This is a genomic window from Balneolaceae bacterium (genome assembly GCA_034521495.1).
GTDB lineage: Bacteria > Bacteroidota > Rhodothermia > Balneolales > Balneolaceae > Rhodohalobacter.
In genome coordinates this window covers 428,983-450,699 of the sequence record JAXHMK010000004.1, presented here as the reverse complement: position 1 = coordinate 450,699, position 21,717 = coordinate 428,983, and the positions used below count along the sequence as shown (strand labels likewise).

Genomic DNA, 21,717 nt, shown 5'->3' with positions numbered 1-21,717 from the left:
CCATTCTTACTTGTTTTTTGGAATCGGTAGAAGCATTCTTACGCGCTTCCTGTATTCCTTATATTTTTCTCCGTGAAATCGAATCAAATCTTTCTCTTCAAACCAGATTCCCACAAAAATATACCCTGTTGTAGCAATCGCAAATGCAAGATGACCGAGAGTCATGGTTGGAGCGGCCCAAAAAGCAACCAGGAATCCAAACATCAGCGGATGCCTCATATACTTATACATTCCGGGTTCTTTAAATTCCACCGGCGTGATTTCTTCCTTTTTAAAATGCAGGTAAACTTGCCGCAGGCCGAACAGGTCGAAGTGGTTGATCATGAATGTGGAAAGCAATACAATTGCCCATCCAATCCAAAACAGTATCATCAACAGATAATATCCCAAACCGGATTCTACACTCCAGATTACCTCCGGCAGTGGACGCCATTGCCAGAAAAGCAATATCAAAAGCAAACTGCTGATGAGCACGTAGGTGCTGCGTTCTATCTGTTTTGGAATGATACGGGTCCACCATTTCTTAAATCCCTGCCGTGCCATAACCGAGTGCTGAACGGCAAACAGCCCAAGCAATCCGGCATTTACCAGTAAAGCAGTTCCCAACGAAGAAGCGTCTGTTCCCGTATTGATCGTTTTGGGAACCCAAAAGTCGCCAACAAATGCGATGGCATAGAGAAAGGATCCTAAAAAAATAACATAAGCTACAATGCCGTAGATAAAAGAGAGTATTCGTCCCATTGTAAAATTACCTCGTTTGATTTTTTGATTATTTCTTTGTCATCTATCCACTTCACCAATGAATTCAGTGTTTGATGAGATTTCCTGTATTCTGCTACTTTGCAACAATTTTGCAATGTGGCTTCTGGCTTTCTGATGTTCACCAATCACCCTGGCTGAAACGGCAGCACCCAGAAGAGTATTCATTCGGCCCGGCCAGATGTCATCAGAGGCCTCATACGCATTCAGTGCTTCGGTCGGACGATCCAGTTCCAGGAGCAGGTCACCAAGAGCTTCGTATGGCGGTTGCAACGCTCCCGGCGTAACCGGATGCTTTTCAACGGTTTCTTCCAGATCGGCTGCTGATTTCATCAATTCAACCGCCCGGTCAGCATCGCCCTCTTCATGTGCAATCCAGCCTTCTAAAACCCGGCGCTCAATTTCTATATAATTGGCCATATTATCGGATCCACTTTCACTTGCCCGGTCGCGTAGTTCACGGAGTTTCTGTTCCGATTTTTTTGCAGAGTGAAGATCGCCGGTGTGCACGGCCCCCAGTCCTTTCGCATACCACGTCATTCCTTCAGGCCAGGGAGATGCATCCCAGGGCAGATAAGCCGGAGTTCGCGGCTCCAGTTCTGTAGCCCGCTCCCAGTCTCTTTGTTCCACGGCCAAGCGTGCGGGAATTCCAGATAAGTGAAATGCGCTTACAAATGACGCCTGGTGCTTCTCTTTATTCAACACTTCTTTGAATACTTTTTCAGCCATGTCGTCTTTACCTTGTTGCAGGTAGGCATACGCCAAATAGTCCATTGCATGGAGGTAATGGTGGGATTCGGCTCCATTTACCGGATGATTCAGAGCCGCTTCGGCTGACCTCAGATTCCAGTCAATCACATTTGGCCAGTCACCCAGCCGAACATAGATATGCGTGGGCATATGGAGTGCATGGGGAACGTCCGGGGCAATTTCACCGTATGCTTCAACGATATCCAGGGCATTTTCTGCACGTCCGTCGATATCGGTTGCATGTATTGTGTAATGAATGGCACCCGGATGTGTGGGTTCCTGTTCGTAAACCTCACGAAGAATCGTTTCAGCTTCATCAAGAAGCGGGGAAGAATTCTCTGCAAACTGTGCAATTGTAAGCCGTGTAAGTGCATAAAATGCTGCAATGTCCAGATCATCGGGATAAGATTCATATACATCCTCCATTCCCTCCGTCCATCGCCGGATCCGGGTTTGAAAATCGGCCGTTTCCGGTTCACGAAAAAAACCGGCAGTTGATTGAATCAGCAGTTTTTCGCGTTCCGATTCGGCCACATCTATCGCTTTGTTGATGGTTTGCCAGCCTTGCTGAATATCTTCTTCACTTGGACGGGTTCCCCAAAGAGGTTGAAACAGAGTAGTTGCAACTCCCCAGTAAGCCATCGCACAATTGGGATCGGTTTCTGAAATGGCTTCGAAATAGCTCCGGGATGTTTCGTACATCATGTGATGCAGCATCCCCAAAGCCCGATTCACATCATCCTGAACCTCCGCACTGCAATTGGCTTCAAAATTCACCTCTCCAATTGGGGTATCCTCTCCAACAGGAAATTCCTCGTGCATATGTTCTTGTGCACTTAACCTGTGGGATATAATCAATGATATCAATATGATAATGCTAATAATTAGATGCTTATAATTACTCATAACTCTCTCTTTTTTTAAGATTATCTATTTCTGTTATTTATAGAGTGATATTATTCTTCCTCTACAGTCCATTCACCATTTTGCACCACACCATCCTGGAATGTTGCGCGTCGGCCTTCTCCATCAATAAAGTAGCCGGATTCATAAACAAGACGCCGTTCACCATTTTCGATCAACTGAATGGTTTCTGGTTCTACAGCTTTGGTATATGGCTCATACATGGCGCCTTCTACCACAAACGTTTCACGAAAATATTGGCGCAGAAAGCTTTGTGGAATATTTACCACAAAGAAGAACTCCTTTTCTTCGGTAAATATACCGTTCGTATAATCGGCACCTCGATGGGTTGTGGGACATAGAACTTCAACCACCGCGCAGTCAAATCCTGATACCTCCCCCTGTACTGTTATGTCTGAATGTGGCTGACTCCAAATGGTAACCGGAATTAAGAAAATTGAGAAAATTACTGTGTTGATCTTTTTTAATTTTTGGGTAGTCATGGCATCGGTGTTTTTGGTTAAATGGAATAAGATTCTTTTTTGATCTCATCATTTATCAATCTGAAGTTGTCGGGTCCCACATGCTTTTTACTTCTGTGACGGATATAATCGGAGTGCCTATTTTCTCCGCATGTTTTCTGATAATGTTTTCATCTTTGGCGATGTACACACAGTGAGTTCTGTCTTTGCTGATATAACTGTGCTGCCACTGAATATCCGGACCCAATTCGGCGAGGGCCCGGTTTGATTGTAATGCGGCTGCTTTTGTGTCACGTTCTGAAAGCTTTTCCACTCCGGGGATTTCCCGTTCAATAATATATTTTTTCATGATTTCTAAATAGCTGTATTTAAATCACTTATAGTTATTTTTCAAAAGCATCTACAGGTTCGTTAAATGCAATGAAAAGCACACATGGCTCACTCGATTCGCAAGAAGCAGTATGTGGCAATTCCGGTGGGCCATATGCATACTCTCCAGTGGTTATTGTAACCGGCGATTGTCCTTCATAATCTACCGTCATTTCTCCTGCTATGAGAACCATCCGTTCGGCTGAGTTGTGCCAGTGATTCGGAACTTTGGTATTCCCCTGCATTTTGAAAAAGATATCTGTATTCGGCTGAGATGGATCTCCCTGAAGAACAGAAATACTGCAACTTTCCGGCATAAATTCAGGACACGGTCCCCATTCAAGATTCGCGGACTCTTTTTCTGTCGTAAAAGCCTTCTCAGGACTTTCACTTTGAGCCAGAATTGCTGTAGGAATTAGAAAAATGATTATACTCAGATTTATAGTTGTTTTAAATATTTGGTTCATAATGGTAATAGTCTGTTTTGTTTGTTTAATTATATAGTGTTAATGATTTTTAATGATTTAGTTAAAACATCCTCTCACTTATAAAAGCCGAAAAAACGATAACTCTTTATCATTTAATTTTTTACCACGTGAGAGAATTAAAAAAAGGTCACAAAACACAGAGAGGTGAATGGAGAAAAATAGAATTACAAAACTTCTTGAGGCCCATGCATCTGGCGAAAACCAAGCTCTGGATAAGCTAATGCCACTTGTTTACAATGAAATGCAGCAAATGGCTCACCAGCGTCTTTTGGGTGAACGGGCAGGCCACACTTTAAGCACAAAAGCATTGGTTCACGAAGCATATCTTAAATTGGTAGACTTTAACCGGATTGACTGGCAAAACCGATCTCACTTTTTTGGTATCGCATCACAGGTTATGCGAAATATTCTTGTGGATTACGCAGTAAAAAAACAGGCTCAAAAACGAGGTGGGAAGCAACAGAGAGTAACCCTGGGAGAAGCGGACGCCATTACAGAAATGAATATACATGACCTCCTTTCTGTTCATGAAGCACTCAAAAAGCTTGAAAAATTGGATGAAAGGCAGGTTCGAGTGGTTGAATGCCGGTTCTTTGGAGGACTAACGATTGAGGAAACTGCTGAAACGCTCGGCATATCAACGCCTACCGTCAGCCGCGACTGGAAAATGGCGCGTGCCTGGTTAAATCGGGAGCTGGCTGATAACAGTAACTAATTAATATTATGGCAACTGAGAACTGGCAAAAAATCAAACAGATCTTTTCGAATGCCCTGGAAGTTGAATCATCAGAACGGGAAAGTTTTGTGAAGGAAGCCTGCGGGGATGACAGGGAATTGCTGGAAGAGGTCCAATCTCTGCTTGACGCCCATAAAAACCCGGGGCCTCTTGATAAATCGCCGGAGGAATTAAAGCAATCACTGTTTGCCCGGTTTAAAACAGATTCATACAAAGATCAGGTTATAGGTAAATACAAAATAATCAGAGAGATAGGGCATGGAGGTATGGGAAGTATCTTCCTGGCCAGACGATCTGATGGACAATATGATCAACAAGTAGCGCTGAAATTGCTTCGGACCAGTTTTATTTCGGATACACAGAAACAGCGGTTTCTGGCCGAAAGACAAATCCTTGCTTCCCTGATTCATAAAAACATCGCTCGCTTGATGGATGGCGGAATCACGCAAAGCGGTCAGCCCTGGTTTGCCATGGAGTACGTGGAAGGATTGCCCATTGACGAATATTGTGACAAAAATCATCTTACAGTAAAAGAACGGCTTGAGATTTTTAAAGATGTTTGCAATGCCGTTCAATTTGCTCACCAAAAATTGATTGTTCACCGGGATCTCAAGCCTTCCAACATTTTTGTGGAAGATGACGGATCCGTGAAACTGCTGGATTTCGGAATTGCCAAGGCCCTGAAACCTGATGAAATCCTGGGAGGTTCGAGGCCCGTCACAAAAACCGGTTTACTGCCGCTGACTCCTGCATATGCAAGCCCGGAACAGATTCGTGGTGAATCCATTACAACGGCTTCCGACATCTATCAGCTTGGTGTTTTACTCTATGAACTTCTTGCGGGTTGTACACCCTACAATGTTTCCGGCCGGTCGCCCAGTGAAATCGAACATATTATCTGTGAAAGTATCCCCACCCGACCGAGTACAGCTATTACCAAAATTCCTGATCAAGATTCAACCGTAACTCCTCAGCAAATCGGTTCTGTTCGAAAAACAGATCCCGAACAGCTTCAGCGCCAGTTGCGCGGAGAGTTAGATATCATTGTTCTCAAAGCAATGCACAAGGAGCCTGATCGCAGGTACGAATCCGCCGGACACTTTGCATCTGATATCAACAATTACCTTCAGGGGAAGCCAGTTTCCGCTCATCCCGACTCATACCTGTATCGCAGCCAAAAATTTATAAAGCGCCATAAAATTGGTGTCGCTTCAACTGCTGTCATTATTCTTCTATTGATCGGTTATGCAGTAACCATCACCTATCACTCCCAGCGCACGCAAACTGCATTGGAACAAGCGGAACAAGAAACTGAGAAAGCGGAACAGGTAACTGAATTTATGATGGGTATGTTTGAGGCCAGTGATCCCTCCGAATCCCTGGGTGAGAATGTTACTGCCCGCCAACTTCTTGAAAGTGGTATTAATCAGGCCGAACAGTTACAAGAACAGCCGGAAGTGCAGGCACAAATGCTTGATCTTACCGGACGTGTGTACATGAACCTGGGAGAGTATGAAAAAGCGGATGAGCTTTTAAACAGGGCCTACCAGATTCGCGAAAATCATTTTACTCCGCCCCATAATGACATAGCCGAAAGTCTCCACAACCTTGGAATTCTTTATTGGAATAGAGCCCAGTACTCAGAAGCAGAAAATTATCTCAGAGATGCTCTTCAAATGGAACGCGAGCTTTACGGAGAGAGTGACGAATCCATTGCCAATACAATGACTTCCCTGGCCATCGTTTTAAAAGAGCTACGGGAGTTTGATGAGGCCGAACCATATTATCGGCAGGCGCTGGACATGAACCGTGAAATTTTTGGCGAATCACATGAGTCAGTTGCATACGATCTCAATAATATTGGTAATTTTATGGAAAGCCAGGGAGAATACACCGAAGCCCGCGATTATTACCTTGAATCACTGAATTTATATCGGACACTTTTTGGAGACACTCATCCGAGAATAGCGGCAAGCTTTACCAATCTTGGCCGTGTTAGTGAACGTATGGGAAAGGTTGAAAAAGCTGTAGAGTATCACAGAGATGCTCTGAAAATAAGAAGAAATATTTTTGATCAGCAACATCCGGATATTGCAGAAAGTTTATATCACCTGGGCTCAGCTCTGCTTGATATTGAAGAATACAAAGAGTCAGAAGTTAATTTAAAACAAGCACTTAATATTCAGAAAAACGTTCTTGATTCACTGCATCCAGATATCTCACAGACTCTTAATAGTTTGGGAATTTTGATGGGACGAATAGAAAATTATAAAGCCTCTGAAAATTATTATAGAAAATCGCTTGAGATTCAGCAAAGCCGGTTGGGTGAAACCCATTCAGAATCGGGACTTACGATGAACAACCTCGGGTTGACTCTGATCAGACAGGAACAATACACGGAGGCCCGACAGTATCTTGAGCAATCTCTCGATGTTTTATTGCAAAATTTTGAGAATGACCATCCCATGATTACTTATCCGCTTCTTGGGCTTGCCCATATTCACCTGGATACCGGGGAACCCGAAAAGGCTCAACCCTTGCTTCAAAGAACATTGGATATTCAAATCTCCTCTTCGGGCGAGAACCACTGGATGGTCGGTTTGATAAAAAGCCGATTGGGCAGGTGTCTTACCGCAATGGAGAAGTTCGAAGAAGCAGAACCTCTTTTGATTGAAGGATATAAAATTCTTGCAGAAGAACTGGGCGATACTCATAGCCGAACACACACAGCTATTGAAAATCTTGTTACACTCTATGATTCGTGGACGAAACCTGAAAAATTAGAAGAGTTCAAAAACCTACTTGCTGAAGATTCTCAATAAAATGGACGTTTATAAATTTTTCTGTCATTTCGAATCTCATGTAACTTTCGCAATCATCTCCTTCAAAATATCTTTTCTTTTTTCTTTCAAATCTTCCGGAGATATAATCTCAACCTTATCACCAAATTGAAGGAGCCATTCATTGATATAGTCTAAATTTTCGAATTTAAAACTAACCTTAATTTTTTTAGCTGAAATAGGGTTTTCCTTAAATATTTTTGTCGGCAGATTGGCTCTGAATGCGCGATCGGCGGATTCATGTACCAATACCTCTATTAATTGTCCAGATTCGTTAGATCCAAAAATTAAGCCCTCTATGTCGATTTCGGATTTTCGGTCAAATTTTTGATCCAAAATTTTTACTTCATTCATCCGGTCGAGCACAAAATTCCGAATTGCCTCTCTTTTATGAGAAAATCCAATAACGTTCCAGTGGTCGCGGTAAAAAATGAGAAGATACGGATCGATAATCCGATCTGTCACTTTTTTGTCACCCTTACTTTGGTATGAAAATCCCAGAGATTTCGATTGTGAAATCGCACTGCTGATCAGGTACCAGTTTCCCCCCTCTTTTTTTTCGTGGCCAAAATGAAGAAATGGATCGACAACGGTTCTGTCATTAAGTGAATCCATGAATTCCTTCAGCTCATCGGGAATCGTATTTTTGATTTTCAACTCCACTCCTTTGGCATCATCTACAAGCTGTTTATCAACCTGGGATTTTACAAAATTAAGGCCAACCATAATAGTGGCCAGCTCTTGAGCGGTAAACATAAGGGGCGGGACTTTGTACCCGTCCATGACTCCATACCCGCTATATTTGTCCCACGTAACGGGTACATTTATTTCCGATAAAACATTGAAATCTCTGAAGATAGTTCGCCTGCTGACTCCAAATGTTTCAGCGAGTTCATCAACAGTAAGTCTCTTTTTTGATTCCTGCAGCATCAGGATCAATTTCATTCGACGTTCGGAACTTTTAAGTCGGGACATATATATTTTAGATTGATTATCGTACGACTTGAAAGGTAAGAAATGTCATTCTATTCTAAAGAAGATCGAAAAACCATTTTATGAATTTTGCTCTGAATCCACATGGTTTTACATCCCAATATAGTTCTGCACTTTCGAAGAGAACTCACGCGCCGGATTCAAGATGTGCAATATTTTTCTATCGGTTTATTCCTATTCTAAAGGAAGTTTTGCCGCTTATCTCTCAATTTTTATAATTCCTTTTCCATCATAGAAAGGCTCGTCCTTTCCAAAATTGAATTCGTAGATTAACACCTTCAGATTTTTATGAGTTCGTCGAACTTCCTCTTCTACATCCTCCACCCCTTTCCACATTAAAATGGTTTGCCATGGAGCCGACCCCAATAATCTCAGTAGATCTTTTATCTTAAAAGCATGTTTCGTTACGATTCCAGTTCCCTCCTCAAGATCTACCAATGAAATACTTTTCGGAATGACCTCAGTATTTTTAAGCTTCATTGTCTCTACAATATCCCCAACGGCTTTCATTTTTTTTCGGACATTGTCGTTCAAATACCACCTGATCTCTTTTTCACAAATAGCTAATGGTATCCCCGGTAGTCCGCCGCCAGTCCCTGAATCGATCCATTTCTCATGCCATTGAATTAATCCGAGCGGTTTTGGCAGAAGCGAATGAATGATATGTTCCCGAATCGTTTCACGTGAAACATTACGACTCACAAGATTAATTTTTTCATTCCAACTTAGAAGCTCATCAAGATAGGTTTCCATCTCTGTCTCATGTTCAAAATATAGATTCCTGGCTTGTTGAAGCTTATCCGGACCGACCTGAATGGTGTTTATAGAATGTTTCACGTGAAACTACCCTTTTAAATAGACCATTAATACTGCAACATCACTTGCTGAAACTCCACTTATTCTTGAAGCCTGGCCTATGGTTTCGGGTTGGATTTTTGTGAGTTTCGATTTTCCCTCCGAAGAAAGGCTTTGAATTTTATCGTAATTAATCTTTTCAGGTATTTCAGTATTCTCTTGCTTGCTCATCTCCTCTACCATCTCAAATTCCCGCTTGATATAACCATCATATTTAATTTGAATTTCAACCTGTTCAATGACATATGTACTTTTGGTAATATCATTCACTTTTTGTTGAAGTTCTTCATCGGCATTTAAAATATCCTGCAAATGAAGTTCTGGACGAGGAACTAAAGTTTTTGCTTTTACTGGCTGTGAAAGTGTAGATGTGCCATTTTCCACCAGCATTGGATCCATTTTTTCAGGATAAACCGTATAATCACTGATCAAATCATACAACCTGTCTATCTCGGTTTTCTTTTGAGTGTATCGTTCATAACGTTCATCCTCAACTAAACCGATTCGCTTTCCGAGTTCCGTCAGACGCAGATCAGCGTTATCTTGTCTCAACAAAATTCGGTGCTCAGCTCTTGATGTAAACATTCGATAAGGCTCCTCTGTACCTTTATTAATAAGATCATCAATCAAAACACCAATATATGCCTCAGATCTTTTCAAAATAAAAGGTTCTTTTTCCAGAACATATTGGGCTGAATTAATTCCGGCCATCAATCCCTGGCATGCTGCTTCTTCGTATCCGGTTGTTCCATTAATTTGTCCGGCGAAGAAAAGCCCATTTACCCGTTTTGTCTCAAGAGATCGTTTTACCTGGTAAGGCTGAAAATAATCGTATTCAATGGCATAACCTGGCCGAAGCATCACAGCCTCTTCAAATCCCGGAATAGTACGAAGTGCATGATATTGTACATCTTCGGGCAAAGATGTTGAAAAACCATTAAGATACATCTCGTATGTATCCCATCCCTCTGGTTCAAGAAATAACTGATGCTGATCCTTATCTGCAAAACGATTGATTTTATCTTCAATACTTGGGCAATAACGCGGACCCACCGATTGAATACGACCATTAAACATCGGGCTTCGGTCAAAACCGGTCTTTAGCATCTCATGAACTTCGTTGTTTGTATATCCAATCCAGCAGGTCAACTGATCATCTTTATCCGGAAGCTCATCTGTCATAAACGAAAACGGACTCGGATCCTCATCCCCATATTGAATTTCGAGTTGTGAGAGATCGACAGAGCGACCATCAATTCTTGGAGGCGTTCCAGTTTTTAATCGACCAACCTCAAAACCGAGTTTTTCCAGTGATGCAGAGACGCCAACAGAAGCTCGTTCACCAGATCGTCCCCCACCGTACTGACTCTCTCCTATATGAATCAGTCCATTCAAAAATGTGCCACTCGTCAATACAACTGACTTCGACTCAAAACTCTGCCCTGTTTGTGTTACCACTCCGGTAACAACTTTTCCATCATCGTCTGTCAGTATTTCAACTACATTGTCTTGCCTGAAATAGAGATTAGGAATCTTCTCCAGTTCCTCTCTCATTGTTTTGGAGTAGAGGGCACGATCACTCTGGCAACGAGGACTCCACATCGCCGGCCCTTTACTTTTATTTAGCATCCTGAATTGAACACCACTTTTGTCAGCCACTTTTCCACTTAAACCACCGAGTGCATCAATCTCCCTGACTAACTGACCTTTGGCCACACCGCCCATCGCGGGATTGCAAGACATTTTTGCGATAGCATCTAAATTCATTGTAATCAAGAGAGTCTTTGCTCCCATATTTGCAGAAGCTGCAGCTGCTTCGCTTCCGGCATGGCCGGCACCCACTACAATTACATCATATGTGGGATATAAACTTTTCATAAACCCTTGTTTTTATTTTATTTATATATATTATAATTCTATCCGAACATCTACAAAAATAGAGCTTTCTAAGCACTTTTTTAAATGTCGGTTCTGAATGCTGAAAAACGACAGAATATATGCTTTCTTGCCCAATTAATTTCTACTGCTTACACTTCAGATTACTTTTATATTACTCTTCAGTTAATAGATTCTGCTATTTATTTATACTGTTGAACAGAGACGTTTACAGAACTACAACAAATTACATTCACTATCAGGTCTTCAAACATTTATAAAGTCCTATTTTTGCAGCTCTACTTGCTCGTATTTGCAACTGTTATTTCTGCACAAAATTCATCGCCGTTACTATTTGAAACAGGTAAGCAAGTACAAACTGAATGGACTGCAAAGCAAGGTGGTGATCTCAGATCAATTCCCATTGAGATGAACCGGTCCGTTCTTCGCTCAATTCAAACAGGCCAAACAGAATTGATATCTGTACCCGGCATAAAAGGTAATTTTTTTGATGTAGCCATTGAACGAGTGATACACTTATCACAATGGAGGATGGTCGGCAATTGGTAAAATCAACAATAAGCCTATAAATTCATTCATTCTTTCCTACTCTCCCTCTGATGAGAAAGTAATCTCTTCAATTGATATTCCGTCTCAACACACCTTCTATGAAATTCGTTTAGCGCCCACATTGAATCAGCATCTGCTAATTGAAAAAGATCCTCATCAAACTGAGGAACTTGAGTGTGGACAGAATCATGATATGAGTATTAAAACAGGAAATTCTCCAATAAAAAATTTAATGCCGGAACAAGATCACGGCCCTTCTACAGTTGATGTTTTAATAGTCTATACTCCATCCGCTATGAACTGGGCGAACACCAACTCAAGCGGAATTCAAAATATCATAAATCAATCGATGGCCACAGCCCAGCTTGCTGCCGATAACTCTAACGTACATATTGAATTTCGTCTGGTTCACTCGCAACTGGTTGAATATGAGGAATCTGGAAATTCACTGACTGATCTTCAGAGACTCACTGCTTCCCCTTCCTTTAATCTTTGGGGATCAGAAAATGCCGGTTTCTTAGATGAAGTCCATCAAATACGAGATAATCACTCAGCCGATCTTGTGGCTCTTTTTACAAACACATCGGACGTGGGCGGAATTGCCTGGGTGATCAACAACCCAAACGGTTTGCCTCGATATGGTTTTTCTCTTTCACGTGTTCAGCAAGCAGCCGGACGAACGCATGCGCACGAGATGGGCCACAACTTTGGGAACGCTCACAGCAGAAATCAAAATTCTTCAGCTGCCGGCAGCGACGGCGGACTCTTTCCCTACTCTACCGGTTGGCGGTGGTTTGGAAACAATACAACTGAGTACGCCTCCGTAATGACATACAGAGAGGGGGCCGTAGCCGTAAATTATTTCTCCAATCCCAACATATTATACCAGGGGGTTCCCACAGGTTCGTATGATGGTGAATATTCACCTGCTGATAATGCCCGGAGCATGAATGAAGTTCGGCACGCTATCGAAAATTATCGAACACAATCGAATGATATAAGTGTGCCTACAGTATCTACAGCGCCCGCCTCGGAAATCTCTTATTCCCTGGCAACAGTTGGCGGTACCGTAAGCTTTGACGGCGGTGCTGATGTTTCACAACGTGGAATTTGCTGGGGTTCCGAAGAGAACCCGGCTTTAAATGGAGAGTGTCAAAATATCGGCTCCGGTGTTGGATCGTTTGAATATAAGTTGACGGGATTAGATCAAAACAGCAATTACTTTGTTCAGGCCTACGCAACAAACACAGCCGGAATTGGCTATGGAGAAAGTAAACCATTCACAACCCTTGAACTCCAAAAACCACAAGCCTTGTTTCCCGCCTCAGTGAATGCTGTCTCATTTACTGCTCGTTGGTCTGAAGTACCCGCTGCCGAACGATATTTCCTGGATGTATCGACAGACCCGGATTTCAATTCCTTCGTCAACGAGTACGAAGACTGGAATGTTGGAAATGGAACTAAATTTTTGGTAGATGATCTTATGCCCGGGAACCATTATTACTACCGTGTTCGAAGTGGTGCCGAAACCACACAAAGTGAGAATTCAAATGTCAGGGAGATCACTACTACCGATATCAGCCTTTCGAATTCAGAAGTTACTTTATCGAGAGATCGGGTCTTGGCAACAGGGATACAGCAAAGTATTGTTACCGTTTTTGTTCAAGACAGTAATGGCGATCCTGTTGCCGATGCAGATGTTAAAATTGAAGCTGAGGGAGGTTCGTCATCTATATCACCTTCCCAAACCAATACAGATGCATCAGGTATGGCAAGTTTCTCAATCACCAATAATGCCGAAGAAGTTGTTGAGTACAGCGTCTCAGCGGAAGGACTAATACTTAACAGCGAAATTGAAATCGAGTTTCTTTTTTCTGAAGGCGAGCTGACTCTCGGCAACAACTTTCCTAATCCCTACAACAATCAAACCCAAATCCCAATTGTGGTTCCTCAACAATCAAGGGTTCGGTTGGATATCTTCAATTCCGTCGGATCACTCGTTCAAACTATTGTTGATGAAGAATTTACCGTAGGCTACTACGAAATTCCATTTCAGGCAGGAGGTCTTTCATCCGGCGTGTATTTTTACAGGATGGTAACGGACCAGGGGATGAGGGTTGAAAAGATGTTGCTGGCGAAGTAAATATTGGAGAGACTATCCAACCTTAACCTCATTCAACTTCTTCACTTTCCCAATCAGCAAATCTACAACATTACTTTTATCTCGGAATACGCCATCAATGCCTTCTTGATCTATAAAATCAAAAGGTGGTTCATACAGATTAGCAATCTCCAAGTGACCTTTCTGTGTGTAGAATTCAATCATCTGGTTTATAAACTGAATCTGATTGGAACTCAAATTTCGGTTTTGCAGAAAATCTTCAAACTCTTTGATCACTGCTTCTCTTTCAAGCCCTGAAGCCGCCCGGATAAATGTTACCAGTTCCATTCCCTCTCCCAATATTTCATGAAAGTCTTTGGGGCTAATATTTGGATCTGCATTGATTAGAAACTCTTCCAGTGTTTCTACCTCTTTATCCGTAAGAGGTTGTGCCTTTCGAATTTTCTCAATGATCAGATGATTTTTATGCTCTTCAATGAACTTCTCCATTTTACGCTTGTAGCGTCTTGGATCGATCGCTGAATCACCCACTGTAAAGTCCGAATCTCTTTCGATCACTTCACTAAATGTATCCTCAAAATCGGTATATACCGGCGCCTGTTTCTTTCTGTCAATGAGTTCAACAATATCTCTCATGTGTGACCGAACCTCGTCCAAATCTATCACAGTAGGTGATTCCCAAAATTCTTCACTCAAAACTTTCACGAGTGTGGGTTTAACTTTTTTGATGGCAGGAATATGGCTCTTTGGAATAGAGGTGCTCGGCCATATCGATGACTTTATTCTTTGTAGCTTTTTCATTCAGAATTCCATCTAAAAGCTCATGTTGCAAAACGAGCATCAGCAGATCAAACCGCCGGCGAACTTCATCTTCGTTCATGTCCACCGGGAGAATCTCGGCCAGCTCCCGTACAATCTCTTTTCTTTCATGAGATTCAAGATGCTCCCAAACCGCCCTGTCCTCCAGTTTGTGAACTAATTTGAGGTGTGGACGAACCTGAACACTTTGCCTTTCCAGGTTTGAGACTTGCTGATGAAGTTGGTCCAGCAAAGTTTTTCTGTACTCCTGTAACTCTTCATCATGTTTATAGGGCTCGTTCTTTAATTTGGCAGTGAGCAATAACCTTTTTTCAAAAATCTGAGCACTAACGGACGGCCCAGCAGCAGTTTCATACCCATCCGGATTTTGATCAAAAAACTCGAAGTTGCCACAGTAATCAAAGATCAGGAAATATTTCTTGTCTTCACCAGGACCAAAAAGATCAGGACGAAAGCGAGTTCCGCGGCCAATCATCTGGTTAAATTTTGTCTTCGAACGAACCGGTTTGAAAAACACAAGATTGACCACATCGGGCGCATCGATCCCCGTATCCATCATATCCACAGAAATGGCAATCGTTGGATTTTTATGTTCAGAGGAGCAAAACTTATCGATCAGATCCTGTGATTTTTCCACTTTATTATCGATGACCTGTGCAAAATGACCGGCATAGTGTGGATAGTTCTTATCAAAGACCTGTTGAATAAACACGGCGTGCTTGTGGTTCTTGGCAAAAATGATGGTATCTCCCAACCGATCTCCACCTTCTACTTTTAACCCATCTTCCATGAGCTGCTTAATGACTTTCTCCACCGTGTCCTCATTGAACAACCACTTATTGAGTTGTGAAGCATCAATGTGGTCCGGAATGGCGCCGGTTTCGTCGTCTGCTAACAGATCATCGTATTGCTTCTTTTCTTCTTCAGACAGATCATCATACTTGATTCCCTCAGTCAGAAATTTACCAAGAACAGAGATCTTCTTTGGCGGTCGTAAATATTTGTCCTCTACAGCTTGTTCCAAGCCATATGCAAAAGTAGGATTCCCCTGTTCGGTATTAAAAAGTTCATAGGTATCATGATCCACATCTTCTTTAGGCGTAGCCGTCAAACCAAGCAGCAGCGAATCGAAATAGTGAAAGATAGCTTTGTACTTGTTATACACACTGCGGTGCGCTTCGTCAATAATGACAAGATCAAAGTATCCCGGATCAAATTTTCGCTGGCCTTCTTCCAGATTCTCAATTTGATTTAACATAGTCGGATAGGTCGAAAATACTACTTTAGCTGCCGTATCGTCTTTCTCTTCAACAAGATTAACAATCGGAACTGACGGAAGATGGTTTGCATACGCTCTGTACGCCTGCCTGACCAACGCATTCCGATCGGCCAGGAATAGAATACGCTTCGCCCACCTGTTCTGAAGCAACATATTCGAAATGGAAATAGATGTTCGTGTTTTTCCGGTACCGGTAGCCATCACTAACAGTGCGCGCCGGTGACCTTCCTGGAATCGCTCACCTACCCGCCGAATGGCTCCAATCTGATAATAACGTTCTGTAATATCATGGTTAATATCGGCTTTATGCAGAGGCTCTTTGTTCTTCTTTTGAAAGAACAGTGTTTGAAGACTGTCTTTGGTATAAAAACCTAAAATTTTTCTCGGCGGATATTCACCGTCATCCCAGATCCAGATCTCATACCCATTCGACAAGAATATGATGGGACGAACACCAAATCGCTTCTCCAAACAATTCGCATAAAGCTTTGCCTGGTGTTGGCCTTCCTCATAATTTCGTGTCGTTCGTTTCGCTTCCACCAATGCCAGTGGTTTGCCATCGTCATTCCACAGCACATAGTCCACGTACCCAATTCCCGAATCGTTTGGCATGCCTTCCACTTTGTACTCCCGAACGTCTCTTTTCGCCGGATCCCAACCGGATTCCCGAAGCATCACATCAATCAGAAGCTCCCTGGTTTCGGCCTCATTATAATCGTGATTATCTGCGAACTTGCGGGTTTGAAGCCGCATCTGTTTGATCTCCCGATTGCGCTGCTCAAGCTTTTCATCTTTATCTTTGAGGGACTGTTGAAGCTCCCGAAGTTTGTCAGCCTCCTCCTCCATCTCCTTTTTCAGAGCTTCCAGATCGTCGTGAGATATTTTCGGCTGATCATCAATCCTTGGAACCAGATCTGCCTGAAATTTAAGTTCCGGCTTTGGTTGATCGTCTGTGGTGTAGGTCCGGTATAACCAGTACATCACATGAAAAACTTCCTTGCAAATGCGCAGCGCATCCTCTTCTGTGATTCGTTTCTTTTCATGCAGTGCAAGGTTACCGCTCTTCCGAATCACATTAATTTTGTTGTAAACCGTGTAGCCTACAATTTTCTTGAAAGTGATATCATCGGTGATATTGTACAGGCTGGTATCGAAGGGAAGCGTCAAATCTTCATCATGTTCATACATCCAGAGAACCACCTGTTCAATAAGATGCCTGGCCCGGCCGCATGCTCCGCGCGGATCAAAAGTAACAAGACGCTCAACTGCTTTTGCGTCTCCCGAAAACTCCGGCCAATCTTTATCAAGAAATTTGAAATTTGACATGCGTCTCTACTTTTTCCCCGTTAACACTACCAATAGCTTACTGTTAATATAATAATTGTCTCTTCCTTGTTTAACCTTATCTAAAAAACCGGCATCTGAGAGTTCATCCAAATATTTGGTTGCCGTTGGTCGACTGACCCTTAAATCCTCTTTGAGGTGATTGATCTTTGTATAGGGATGCCTGAAAATGTGGTTGATCAGATCCTGGCTGTAAAATGAAAACTGCTTTCGAATTTGATGCTTGGCCTGCATCATCTGCTCCCGGATATTGATGATATCCTCGATGGTTCCCTTTGAGGTTTGGGCCACCCCTTCAAGCATATACAAAATCCAGCTTTCCCAATCCTGATCTGTTCGGACTTTTTGCAATAACTCATAATAATCCGGTTTTGTTTGAACGATATATCGACTCAGGTAGAGAACAGGAATGTTTAACAGGTTTTTTTGAACCAGGTACAGCATATTGATGATACGGCCCGTCCTGCCGTTTCCATCATAAAATGGATGGATACTCTCAAACTGAAAATGAATAACCGCCATTTTTATAAGCGGATGTACGTTCGATATTGAATCGTCATTGATATAGGTTTCCAGGTTTTTCAGGGCATCGATTATAATGTCTTTGTGCTGTGGCGGCTTGAATACAATTTCACCTGTTGAAGGATTGGCTAACGTCGTTCCCGGAAGAGAACGCAGGCCGGCATCGTTATCCTCCAAACGCTCCTGAATGGCAAGAATATCCTTGATTGTAATCAGGCCATCTTTTAACACCCGGCTATATCCTTCATGCAGCGCAAAGGCATATCGTTGAACCTCTTTGGTAGTCTGGTCAATTTTCTTCTCCTTTTCTACATCCGCTTTATAAAGAGCATCGCTGGTGGTAACAATATTTTCGATTTCAGAGGAATCTTTGGCTTCCCGGACAGGCAACGTGTTTAACAAAATGCCCTGATTGGGAATGGTTTGAGAAATGCCTTTTAGCTCCGACAAATACCGCTGAGCTTCCAGGGCTTTCTTGAGCACCTCGGGTGTTTCCAACTCTATTTCAGGTGGAAGCGGACTCCATTCCCACTCTTTCGGTTCATCTGACATAAAAAAATAGCTTATATTTTTACATATCAGACAGTATATGTAAAAAAATTCCAAATTTCTTTGCATAAAAGAAGGACATACCAAATTAATGTAACTTTCTTTACACGACAGATAACCTACAATGCTTCCAACTTTTAGATCTTGGTCTTATAACGTAAGCAAACGGCTTTTTCTCTCTTTTGGCAATCTTTTTGATCTCCGGCCAAGCTTCAGAGCTTGTTAACAATATCCCAATAACCAAAACGGCTCTTTTTGGGAGGTTTTAAGAAAACAACACCAAGGCCATACTGCCGATAAAGTTCTCTTTGATGCCTGGTTCGTTGGATATTGAAATCCTGAGTAATCACAACGCCATCTTCCTCCGCAACTTTGGGTATCCACTCTTCATCGGGAGTTCCCTGGCCCAAAAGCGTCTTTGATAGTAAATATTCTACATTTACCGGCCTTGGTTCCTGGAGAATAGCCAGGGCTTTTGCAATTTGAGGAGTGATATTCTCATCAAAGTAGAATTTCATGCAGCCATTCGCTTCATAAACAAACGGACGTCTTCTACTTCTTTTTGATCAATTTCGTACACCGTTGCGATGAACTCCGGTGATTCACCGGCATTCAGCATACTGTAAATGGTTTCAACTGTAGTATTTGTCCCTTTGATAACCGGCTGACCAAAGCTGTGATGCGGATCGACCACGATTTGATGATCTTTGCCCAGCGGCCAGAAGCGTTCAGCAAGATGAGATTTATCCTGGAAGTCGATTTTTTTGCGGAGTAGGGAGCCACCAGTTTGTTAAATGATAACTGTTGTTTTTCGTCCACTTCTGATAATGAAGTATCTAACAATTCAGTGAAGAAAATGCGCTTGCCGTCGGTCATTAATTCGGCGTGGGCAAATGGATATTTGGTTTCCAGCGTCTCAGAAAGTTTAGCGTGTGCCAACTTAATTTTTGGAAAGCTTACTCCAATCTCCCGAAAGGAGTCGACGGCTATTATTTCGATAAGCGTTAGAAAATAAAAAGCTTTTTCCCGGCTTTCACCCCAGGTATATCCGTCTTCAACGTCTTGTAAAAATTCCAATTCCCAGTATTTTTTTATCCACCGCCGCGACTTTACCCCATCGGCATATTTAAAATAGCCGCGGCGTCCGGGATGGAATAGATCCCTTTTCCTGAATTGTGGTTTTATGGCTGCGAAATCAGTGGTCATAACAGAAGTTTGTTTTGGCTTATTTGAATATAACGAAAATAATTTTACACGTATTACACATACTATCTATTGTCTGTTGGTCGAAATCGAGGGATCTCCTTGTTCGATTCACAGCCTTCTTCAGGGAGATTCGACTCGCTCCGCTCGCTCGGAATGACAGGGAACGTGTAGGAAAAAGCGGCGGGCATCAAATTCCAATGCAGATCAAAGTTACCCATCGCCCGCCGTAATGGGAATTTACTCTCTTGGCGGCGTCGCACAAAACCCCGCAAGCCACCAAACCTGATACGCCGCCCATGAAAAAGCAACGCACTGTCATCTCGAGCGAAGTCCCGACAGTGCCTTTCTGGCGGGACGAAGTCGAGAGATCTCCCTGTTCAGACTCATTGCCTTCCAAAGGGAGATCTCTCCACTCCGCTTGCGCTCTCGGTCGAGATGACAGGGCAATGGTGGAAACGGGCGGGCATCCGGCCACGAAGTAGCGCCATACCCTTCACCGCCCGCCCAGCCGAACTCCCCCTGGCACCATTCGCGGCGAACACTTGGCGAGTTTGTCTCTGGCCTCGCTTTCTTCTACTCTCTTTATCTTTAAGTGAACTCATCTATTCAAAATGATATTATGATCGATATGTCAGCAATTGACAAAGCGTAAATTGAGATAGTTTCAATTTTCTCAGTCCATTTCTTTTTAGCCTGTTCTTGCCTAAGTCTATTTTTGAAGAATATAACTGCGTTATAAACATCCTGTACTTTTGGCATTCTCCCTGAAAGTCTAATACTACCATGTACATCATTCATTAAATCTCTAAGTGATTTCGCTCTACCTTCTTTTATGATTTCGTCAATGAAGTCCGATAGTTCTATAAATTGACTTAATTCTTCTTCAAATAAACTTATTTCAGCTTCATTAACATTTAGATCAATTGACCTTTGAACTCGATAATAAATAAATGTTACCACGTGAATTATAAGCAACGAAATAAGAAACAGAGTTTCATCCGCCCCTGAAACGTTTATCCCCAAAGGTTTTATATCCGTGATATCAACATTAATCAACCATGAAATCGTCAATAGAAAGGATAAAGACAGCACAAACCTTTTAAGTGATCGAGTTTTTAATGTCTGCCATTCTTTGAATAAATCGAATAATCTTTTCGCTTCTAAGTTTGATTGGTTAAATTTTTGAAACACTTCTTGTGCAACTTTTACCTCATCATCCGATAGATCAAGTGTTCTTGGAGCTCTACTCATGATAATTTGAAATTTTTAATTGAAATAGCGCACCTAAACCCCTCCTGCAACAATGACTAAATTAGCACTTCTGATTTTACCTTCAAATCAATCATCATTTTCAGATTTTGAATGAAGTGTGTAGGTAATATGCTCTGTTTGAGGTCTTAGCTCATTCAGCTTTTTAATTATGTCAAATTCCTCGAATTCTATAAACCTGCCATTTCCAAAAAATCTCATTTTTCTGATCTCGATTATTCCACTCATTAGTATGTGATGAGCTTTATTTTCAAAAGATCCTGTTTCGGATTGTATCCTTCAGTTACAGCCTGAACATCACCTGCTTTACCGTCACTTCTTTGCTTGTCTTTTGGGTAGTTCACATATGTAAAACTATTTTTCAGATCGAACTTAAAATCAAACTTGTTCTTCTCTTTATCCTTTATGCTAAAATTGTCAAAAAGATGCAGAATTCTCATTCCATGTTTAAATGCATTGTACTCCTTTTTATCTGCCAGATCTTCGGCAGCAAATTGAATAATCTCATCTGCCTTTTCTGTAGATAATTTAACCTGTTCCTCACTCTTATCAATTTTAGGTGCAAAGGTATCGAAGATCAGCCATTCATAGAATGAAATATCTCGCCCGTCCGTCAAGTTTATTTTTACCTCGTAACTCATCGCTCCCTTTTGCAAGCCGTTTAATTTTTTCTGCGAACCGACGCATGTCCCCGGACTTATATTGGCTCATTTCAAGCCAGATATACTTGCTATCACTCACAACATTTTCAAGAGCAAAAATCAGCTCAAACAAAGCCTCTGCCTGATGATAATAAGTGAAATGAAGTTCATACTTCAACATCAGCACAAACTCCTTTTCACTCCCACCTAAAGCTTCAAGGTTACCGTCTCCATCATGATATTCCAGACTATCGCCCTCAATCATTTTATAAAGCACCTCAGCTTTATAGAGCCAGTATTTATAGGGAAAAACTTTGTAGAATATTTCCGGCTTTTCGAATACCAT

At 42.1% G+C, this 21,717-nt stretch carries 21 protein-coding genes; 4 read left to right on the top strand and 17 right to left on the bottom strand.

What is annotated here, in order from left to right:
* Positions 1-6: 6 nt before the first annotated feature.
* The 5 genes from U5K72_02995 to U5K72_02975 are packed head-to-tail and all read right to left on the bottom strand — an operon-like array spanning position 7 to position 3,730.
* The gene (locus tag U5K72_02995; protein MDZ7717773.1) at positions 7-741 is read right to left on the bottom strand and encodes an NnrU family protein; all 735 of its coding nucleotides are present in this window, start codon (positions 739-741) and stop codon (positions 7-9) included.
* Between the two features lie 39 nt (positions 742-780).
* Positions 781-2,415, bottom strand: coding sequence for a hypothetical protein (locus U5K72_02990; protein ID MDZ7717772.1), 1,635 nt, complete (start codon positions 2,413-2,415; stop codon positions 781-783).
* A 50-nt stretch (positions 2,416-2,465) separates the two neighbouring features.
* Complete coding sequence (locus U5K72_02985) at positions 2,466-2,915, bottom strand: hypothetical protein (GenBank protein ID MDZ7717771.1); 450 nt, start codon at positions 2,913-2,915, stop codon at positions 2,466-2,468.
* 55 nt (positions 2,916-2,970) lie between these two features.
* Positions 2,971-3,243, bottom strand: a complete 273-nt coding sequence (locus U5K72_02980) for a DUF4242 domain-containing protein (GenBank protein ID MDZ7717770.1) — start codon at positions 3,241-3,243, stop codon at positions 2,971-2,973.
* Between the two features lie 34 nt (positions 3,244-3,277).
* Complete coding sequence (locus tag U5K72_02975) at positions 3,278-3,730, bottom strand: cupin domain-containing protein (protein MDZ7717769.1); 453 nt, start codon at positions 3,728-3,730, stop codon at positions 3,278-3,280.
* A 169-nt stretch (positions 3,731-3,899) separates the two neighbouring features.
* Between U5K72_02975 and U5K72_02970 the strand changes: the two genes are divergently transcribed.
* Entirely contained in the window at positions 3,900-4,466 is a 567-nt protein-coding gene (locus U5K72_02970; protein ID MDZ7717768.1) for a sigma-70 family RNA polymerase sigma factor, read from the top strand.
* A gap of 8 nt (positions 4,467-4,474) precedes the next feature.
* Positions 4,475-7,309, top strand: coding sequence for a tetratricopeptide repeat protein (locus tag U5K72_02965; GenBank protein ID MDZ7717767.1), 2,835 nt, complete (start codon positions 4,475-4,477; stop codon positions 7,307-7,309).
* 36 nt (positions 7,310-7,345) lie between these two features.
* Here the strand turns inward: U5K72_02965 and U5K72_02960 are convergent, their stop codons facing one another.
* The 3 genes from U5K72_02960 to mnmG form a co-directional block, all read right to left on the bottom strand.
* Positions 7,346-8,302 (bottom strand): YafY family protein, encoded by a 957-nt coding sequence (locus U5K72_02960; protein ID MDZ7717766.1) that lies wholly within the window; start codon positions 8,300-8,302, stop codon positions 7,346-7,348.
* 216 nt (positions 8,303-8,518) lie between these two features.
* Positions 8,519-9,157, bottom strand: a complete 639-nt coding sequence (locus U5K72_02955) for an RsmG family class I SAM-dependent methyltransferase (protein MDZ7717765.1) — start codon at positions 9,155-9,157, stop codon at positions 8,519-8,521.
* A 6-nt stretch (positions 9,158-9,163) separates the two neighbouring features.
* Entirely contained in the window at positions 9,164-11,053 is a 1,890-nt protein-coding gene (mnmG, locus tag U5K72_02950) for a tRNA uridine-5-carboxymethylaminomethyl(34) synthesis enzyme MnmG (protein ID MDZ7717764.1), read from the bottom strand.
* 288 nt (positions 11,054-11,341) lie between these two features.
* Here mnmG and U5K72_02945 point away from each other — a divergent pair, with 288 nt between their 5' ends.
* A complete protein-coding gene (locus tag U5K72_02945) occupies positions 11,342-11,620 on the top strand; it encodes a hypothetical protein (protein ID MDZ7717763.1) in 279 nt (92 codons plus the stop codon).
* Positions 11,621-11,813: 193 nt separating this feature from the next.
* A complete protein-coding gene (locus tag U5K72_02940; protein ID MDZ7717762.1) occupies positions 11,814-13,763 on the top strand; it encodes a M12 family metallo-peptidase in 1,950 nt (649 codons plus the stop codon).
* A gap of 12 nt (positions 13,764-13,775) precedes the next feature.
* On the opposite strand, the gene U5K72_02935 is transcribed toward U5K72_02940, so the two are convergent.
* The 9 genes from U5K72_02935 to U5K72_02895 form a co-directional block, all read right to left on the bottom strand.
* A complete protein-coding gene (locus tag U5K72_02935; GenBank protein MDZ7717761.1) occupies positions 13,776-14,438 on the bottom strand; it encodes a type I restriction-modification enzyme R subunit C-terminal domain-containing protein in 663 nt (220 codons plus the stop codon).
* A 19-nt stretch (positions 14,439-14,457) separates the two neighbouring features.
* Positions 14,458-17,166, bottom strand: coding sequence for a DEAD/DEAH box helicase family protein (locus U5K72_02930; protein ID MDZ7717760.1), 2,709 nt, complete (start codon positions 17,164-17,166; stop codon positions 14,458-14,460).
* A 6-nt stretch (positions 17,167-17,172) separates the two neighbouring features.
* On the bottom strand, positions 17,173-18,258 hold the full coding sequence (locus U5K72_02925; protein ID MDZ7717759.1) for a Fic family protein: 1,086 nt from the start codon (positions 18,256-18,258) through the stop codon (positions 17,173-17,175).
* Positions 18,259-18,467: 209 nt separating this feature from the next.
* Complete coding sequence (locus U5K72_02920) at positions 18,468-18,773, bottom strand: hypothetical protein (protein ID MDZ7717758.1); 306 nt, start codon at positions 18,771-18,773, stop codon at positions 18,468-18,470.
* The gene (locus U5K72_02915; GenBank protein ID MDZ7717757.1) at positions 18,770-18,949 is read right to left on the bottom strand and encodes a DUF433 domain-containing protein; all 180 of its coding nucleotides are present in this window, start codon (positions 18,947-18,949) and stop codon (positions 18,770-18,772) included. The genes U5K72_02920 and U5K72_02915 overlap by 4 nt, the downstream gene beginning before the upstream one ends.
* Complete coding sequence (locus U5K72_02910) at positions 18,868-19,461, bottom strand: hypothetical protein (GenBank protein ID MDZ7717756.1); 594 nt, start codon at positions 19,459-19,461, stop codon at positions 18,868-18,870. The genes U5K72_02915 and U5K72_02910 overlap by 82 nt, the downstream gene beginning before the upstream one ends.
* A 606-nt stretch (positions 19,462-20,067) precedes the next feature.
* A complete protein-coding gene (locus U5K72_02905) occupies positions 20,068-20,712 on the bottom strand; it encodes a hypothetical protein (GenBank protein MDZ7717755.1) in 645 nt (214 codons plus the stop codon).
* 245 nt (positions 20,713-20,957) lie between these two features.
* A complete protein-coding gene (locus U5K72_02900; GenBank protein ID MDZ7717754.1) occupies positions 20,958-21,371 on the bottom strand; it encodes a hypothetical protein in 414 nt (137 codons plus the stop codon).
* The gene (locus U5K72_02895; GenBank protein MDZ7717753.1) at positions 21,316-21,717 is read right to left on the bottom strand and encodes a hypothetical protein; all 402 of its coding nucleotides are present in this window, start codon (positions 21,715-21,717) and stop codon (positions 21,316-21,318) included. The genes U5K72_02900 and U5K72_02895 overlap by 56 nt, the downstream gene beginning before the upstream one ends.

Coding starts and splice junctions, on each gene's coding strand:
- U5K72_02905 (MDZ7717755.1), bottom strand. CDS start 20,712: ATGAGTAGAGCTCCAAGAACACTTGATCTATCGGATGATGAGGTAAAA.
- U5K72_02930 (MDZ7717760.1), bottom strand. CDS start 17,166: ATGTCAAATTTCAAATTTCTTGATAAAGATTGGCCGGAGTTTTCGGGA.
- U5K72_02975 (MDZ7717769.1), bottom strand. CDS start 3,730: ATGAACCAAATATTTAAAACAACTATAAATCTGAGTATAATCATTTTT.
- U5K72_02990 (MDZ7717772.1), bottom strand. CDS start 2,415: ATGAGTAATTATAAGCATCTAATTATTAGCATTATCATATTGATATCA.
- U5K72_02970 (MDZ7717768.1), top strand. CDS start 3,900: ATGGAGAAAAATAGAATTACAAAACTTCTTGAGGCCCATGCATCTGGC.
- U5K72_02995 (MDZ7717773.1), bottom strand. CDS start 741: ATGGGACGAATACTCTCTTTTATCTACGGCATTGTAGCTTATGTTATT.
- U5K72_02925 (MDZ7717759.1), bottom strand. CDS start 18,258: ATGTCAGATGAACCGAAAGAGTGGGAATGGAGTCCGCTTCCACCTGAA.
- U5K72_02965 (MDZ7717767.1), top strand. CDS start 4,475: ATGGCAACTGAGAACTGGCAAAAAATCAAACAGATCTTTTCGAATGCC.
- U5K72_02960 (MDZ7717766.1), bottom strand. CDS start 8,302: ATGTCCCGACTTAAAAGTTCCGAACGTCGAATGAAATTGATCCTGATG.
- U5K72_02980 (MDZ7717770.1), bottom strand. CDS start 3,243: ATGAAAAAATATATTATTGAACGGGAAATCCCCGGAGTGGAAAAGCTT.
- mnmG (MDZ7717764.1), bottom strand. CDS start 11,053: ATGAAAAGTTTATATCCCACATATGATGTAATTGTAGTGGGTGCCGGC.
- U5K72_02900 (MDZ7717754.1), bottom strand. CDS start 21,371: ATGAGTTACGAGGTAAAAATAAACTTGACGGACGGGCGAGATATTTCA.
- U5K72_02985 (MDZ7717771.1), bottom strand. CDS start 2,915: ATGACTACCCAAAAATTAAAAAAGATCAACACAGTAATTTTCTCAATT.
- U5K72_02920 (MDZ7717758.1), bottom strand. CDS start 18,773: ATGAAATTCTACTTTGATGAGAATATCACTCCTCAAATTGCAAAAGCC.
- U5K72_02895 (MDZ7717753.1), bottom strand. CDS start 21,717: ATGGTATTCGAAAAGCCGGAAATATTCTACAAAGTTTTTCCCTATAAA.
- U5K72_02910 (MDZ7717756.1), bottom strand. CDS start 19,461: ATGACCACTGATTTCGCAGCCATAAAACCACAATTCAGGAAAAGGGAT.
- U5K72_02940 (MDZ7717762.1), top strand. CDS start 11,814: ATGAGTATTAAAACAGGAAATTCTCCAATAAAAAATTTAATGCCGGAA.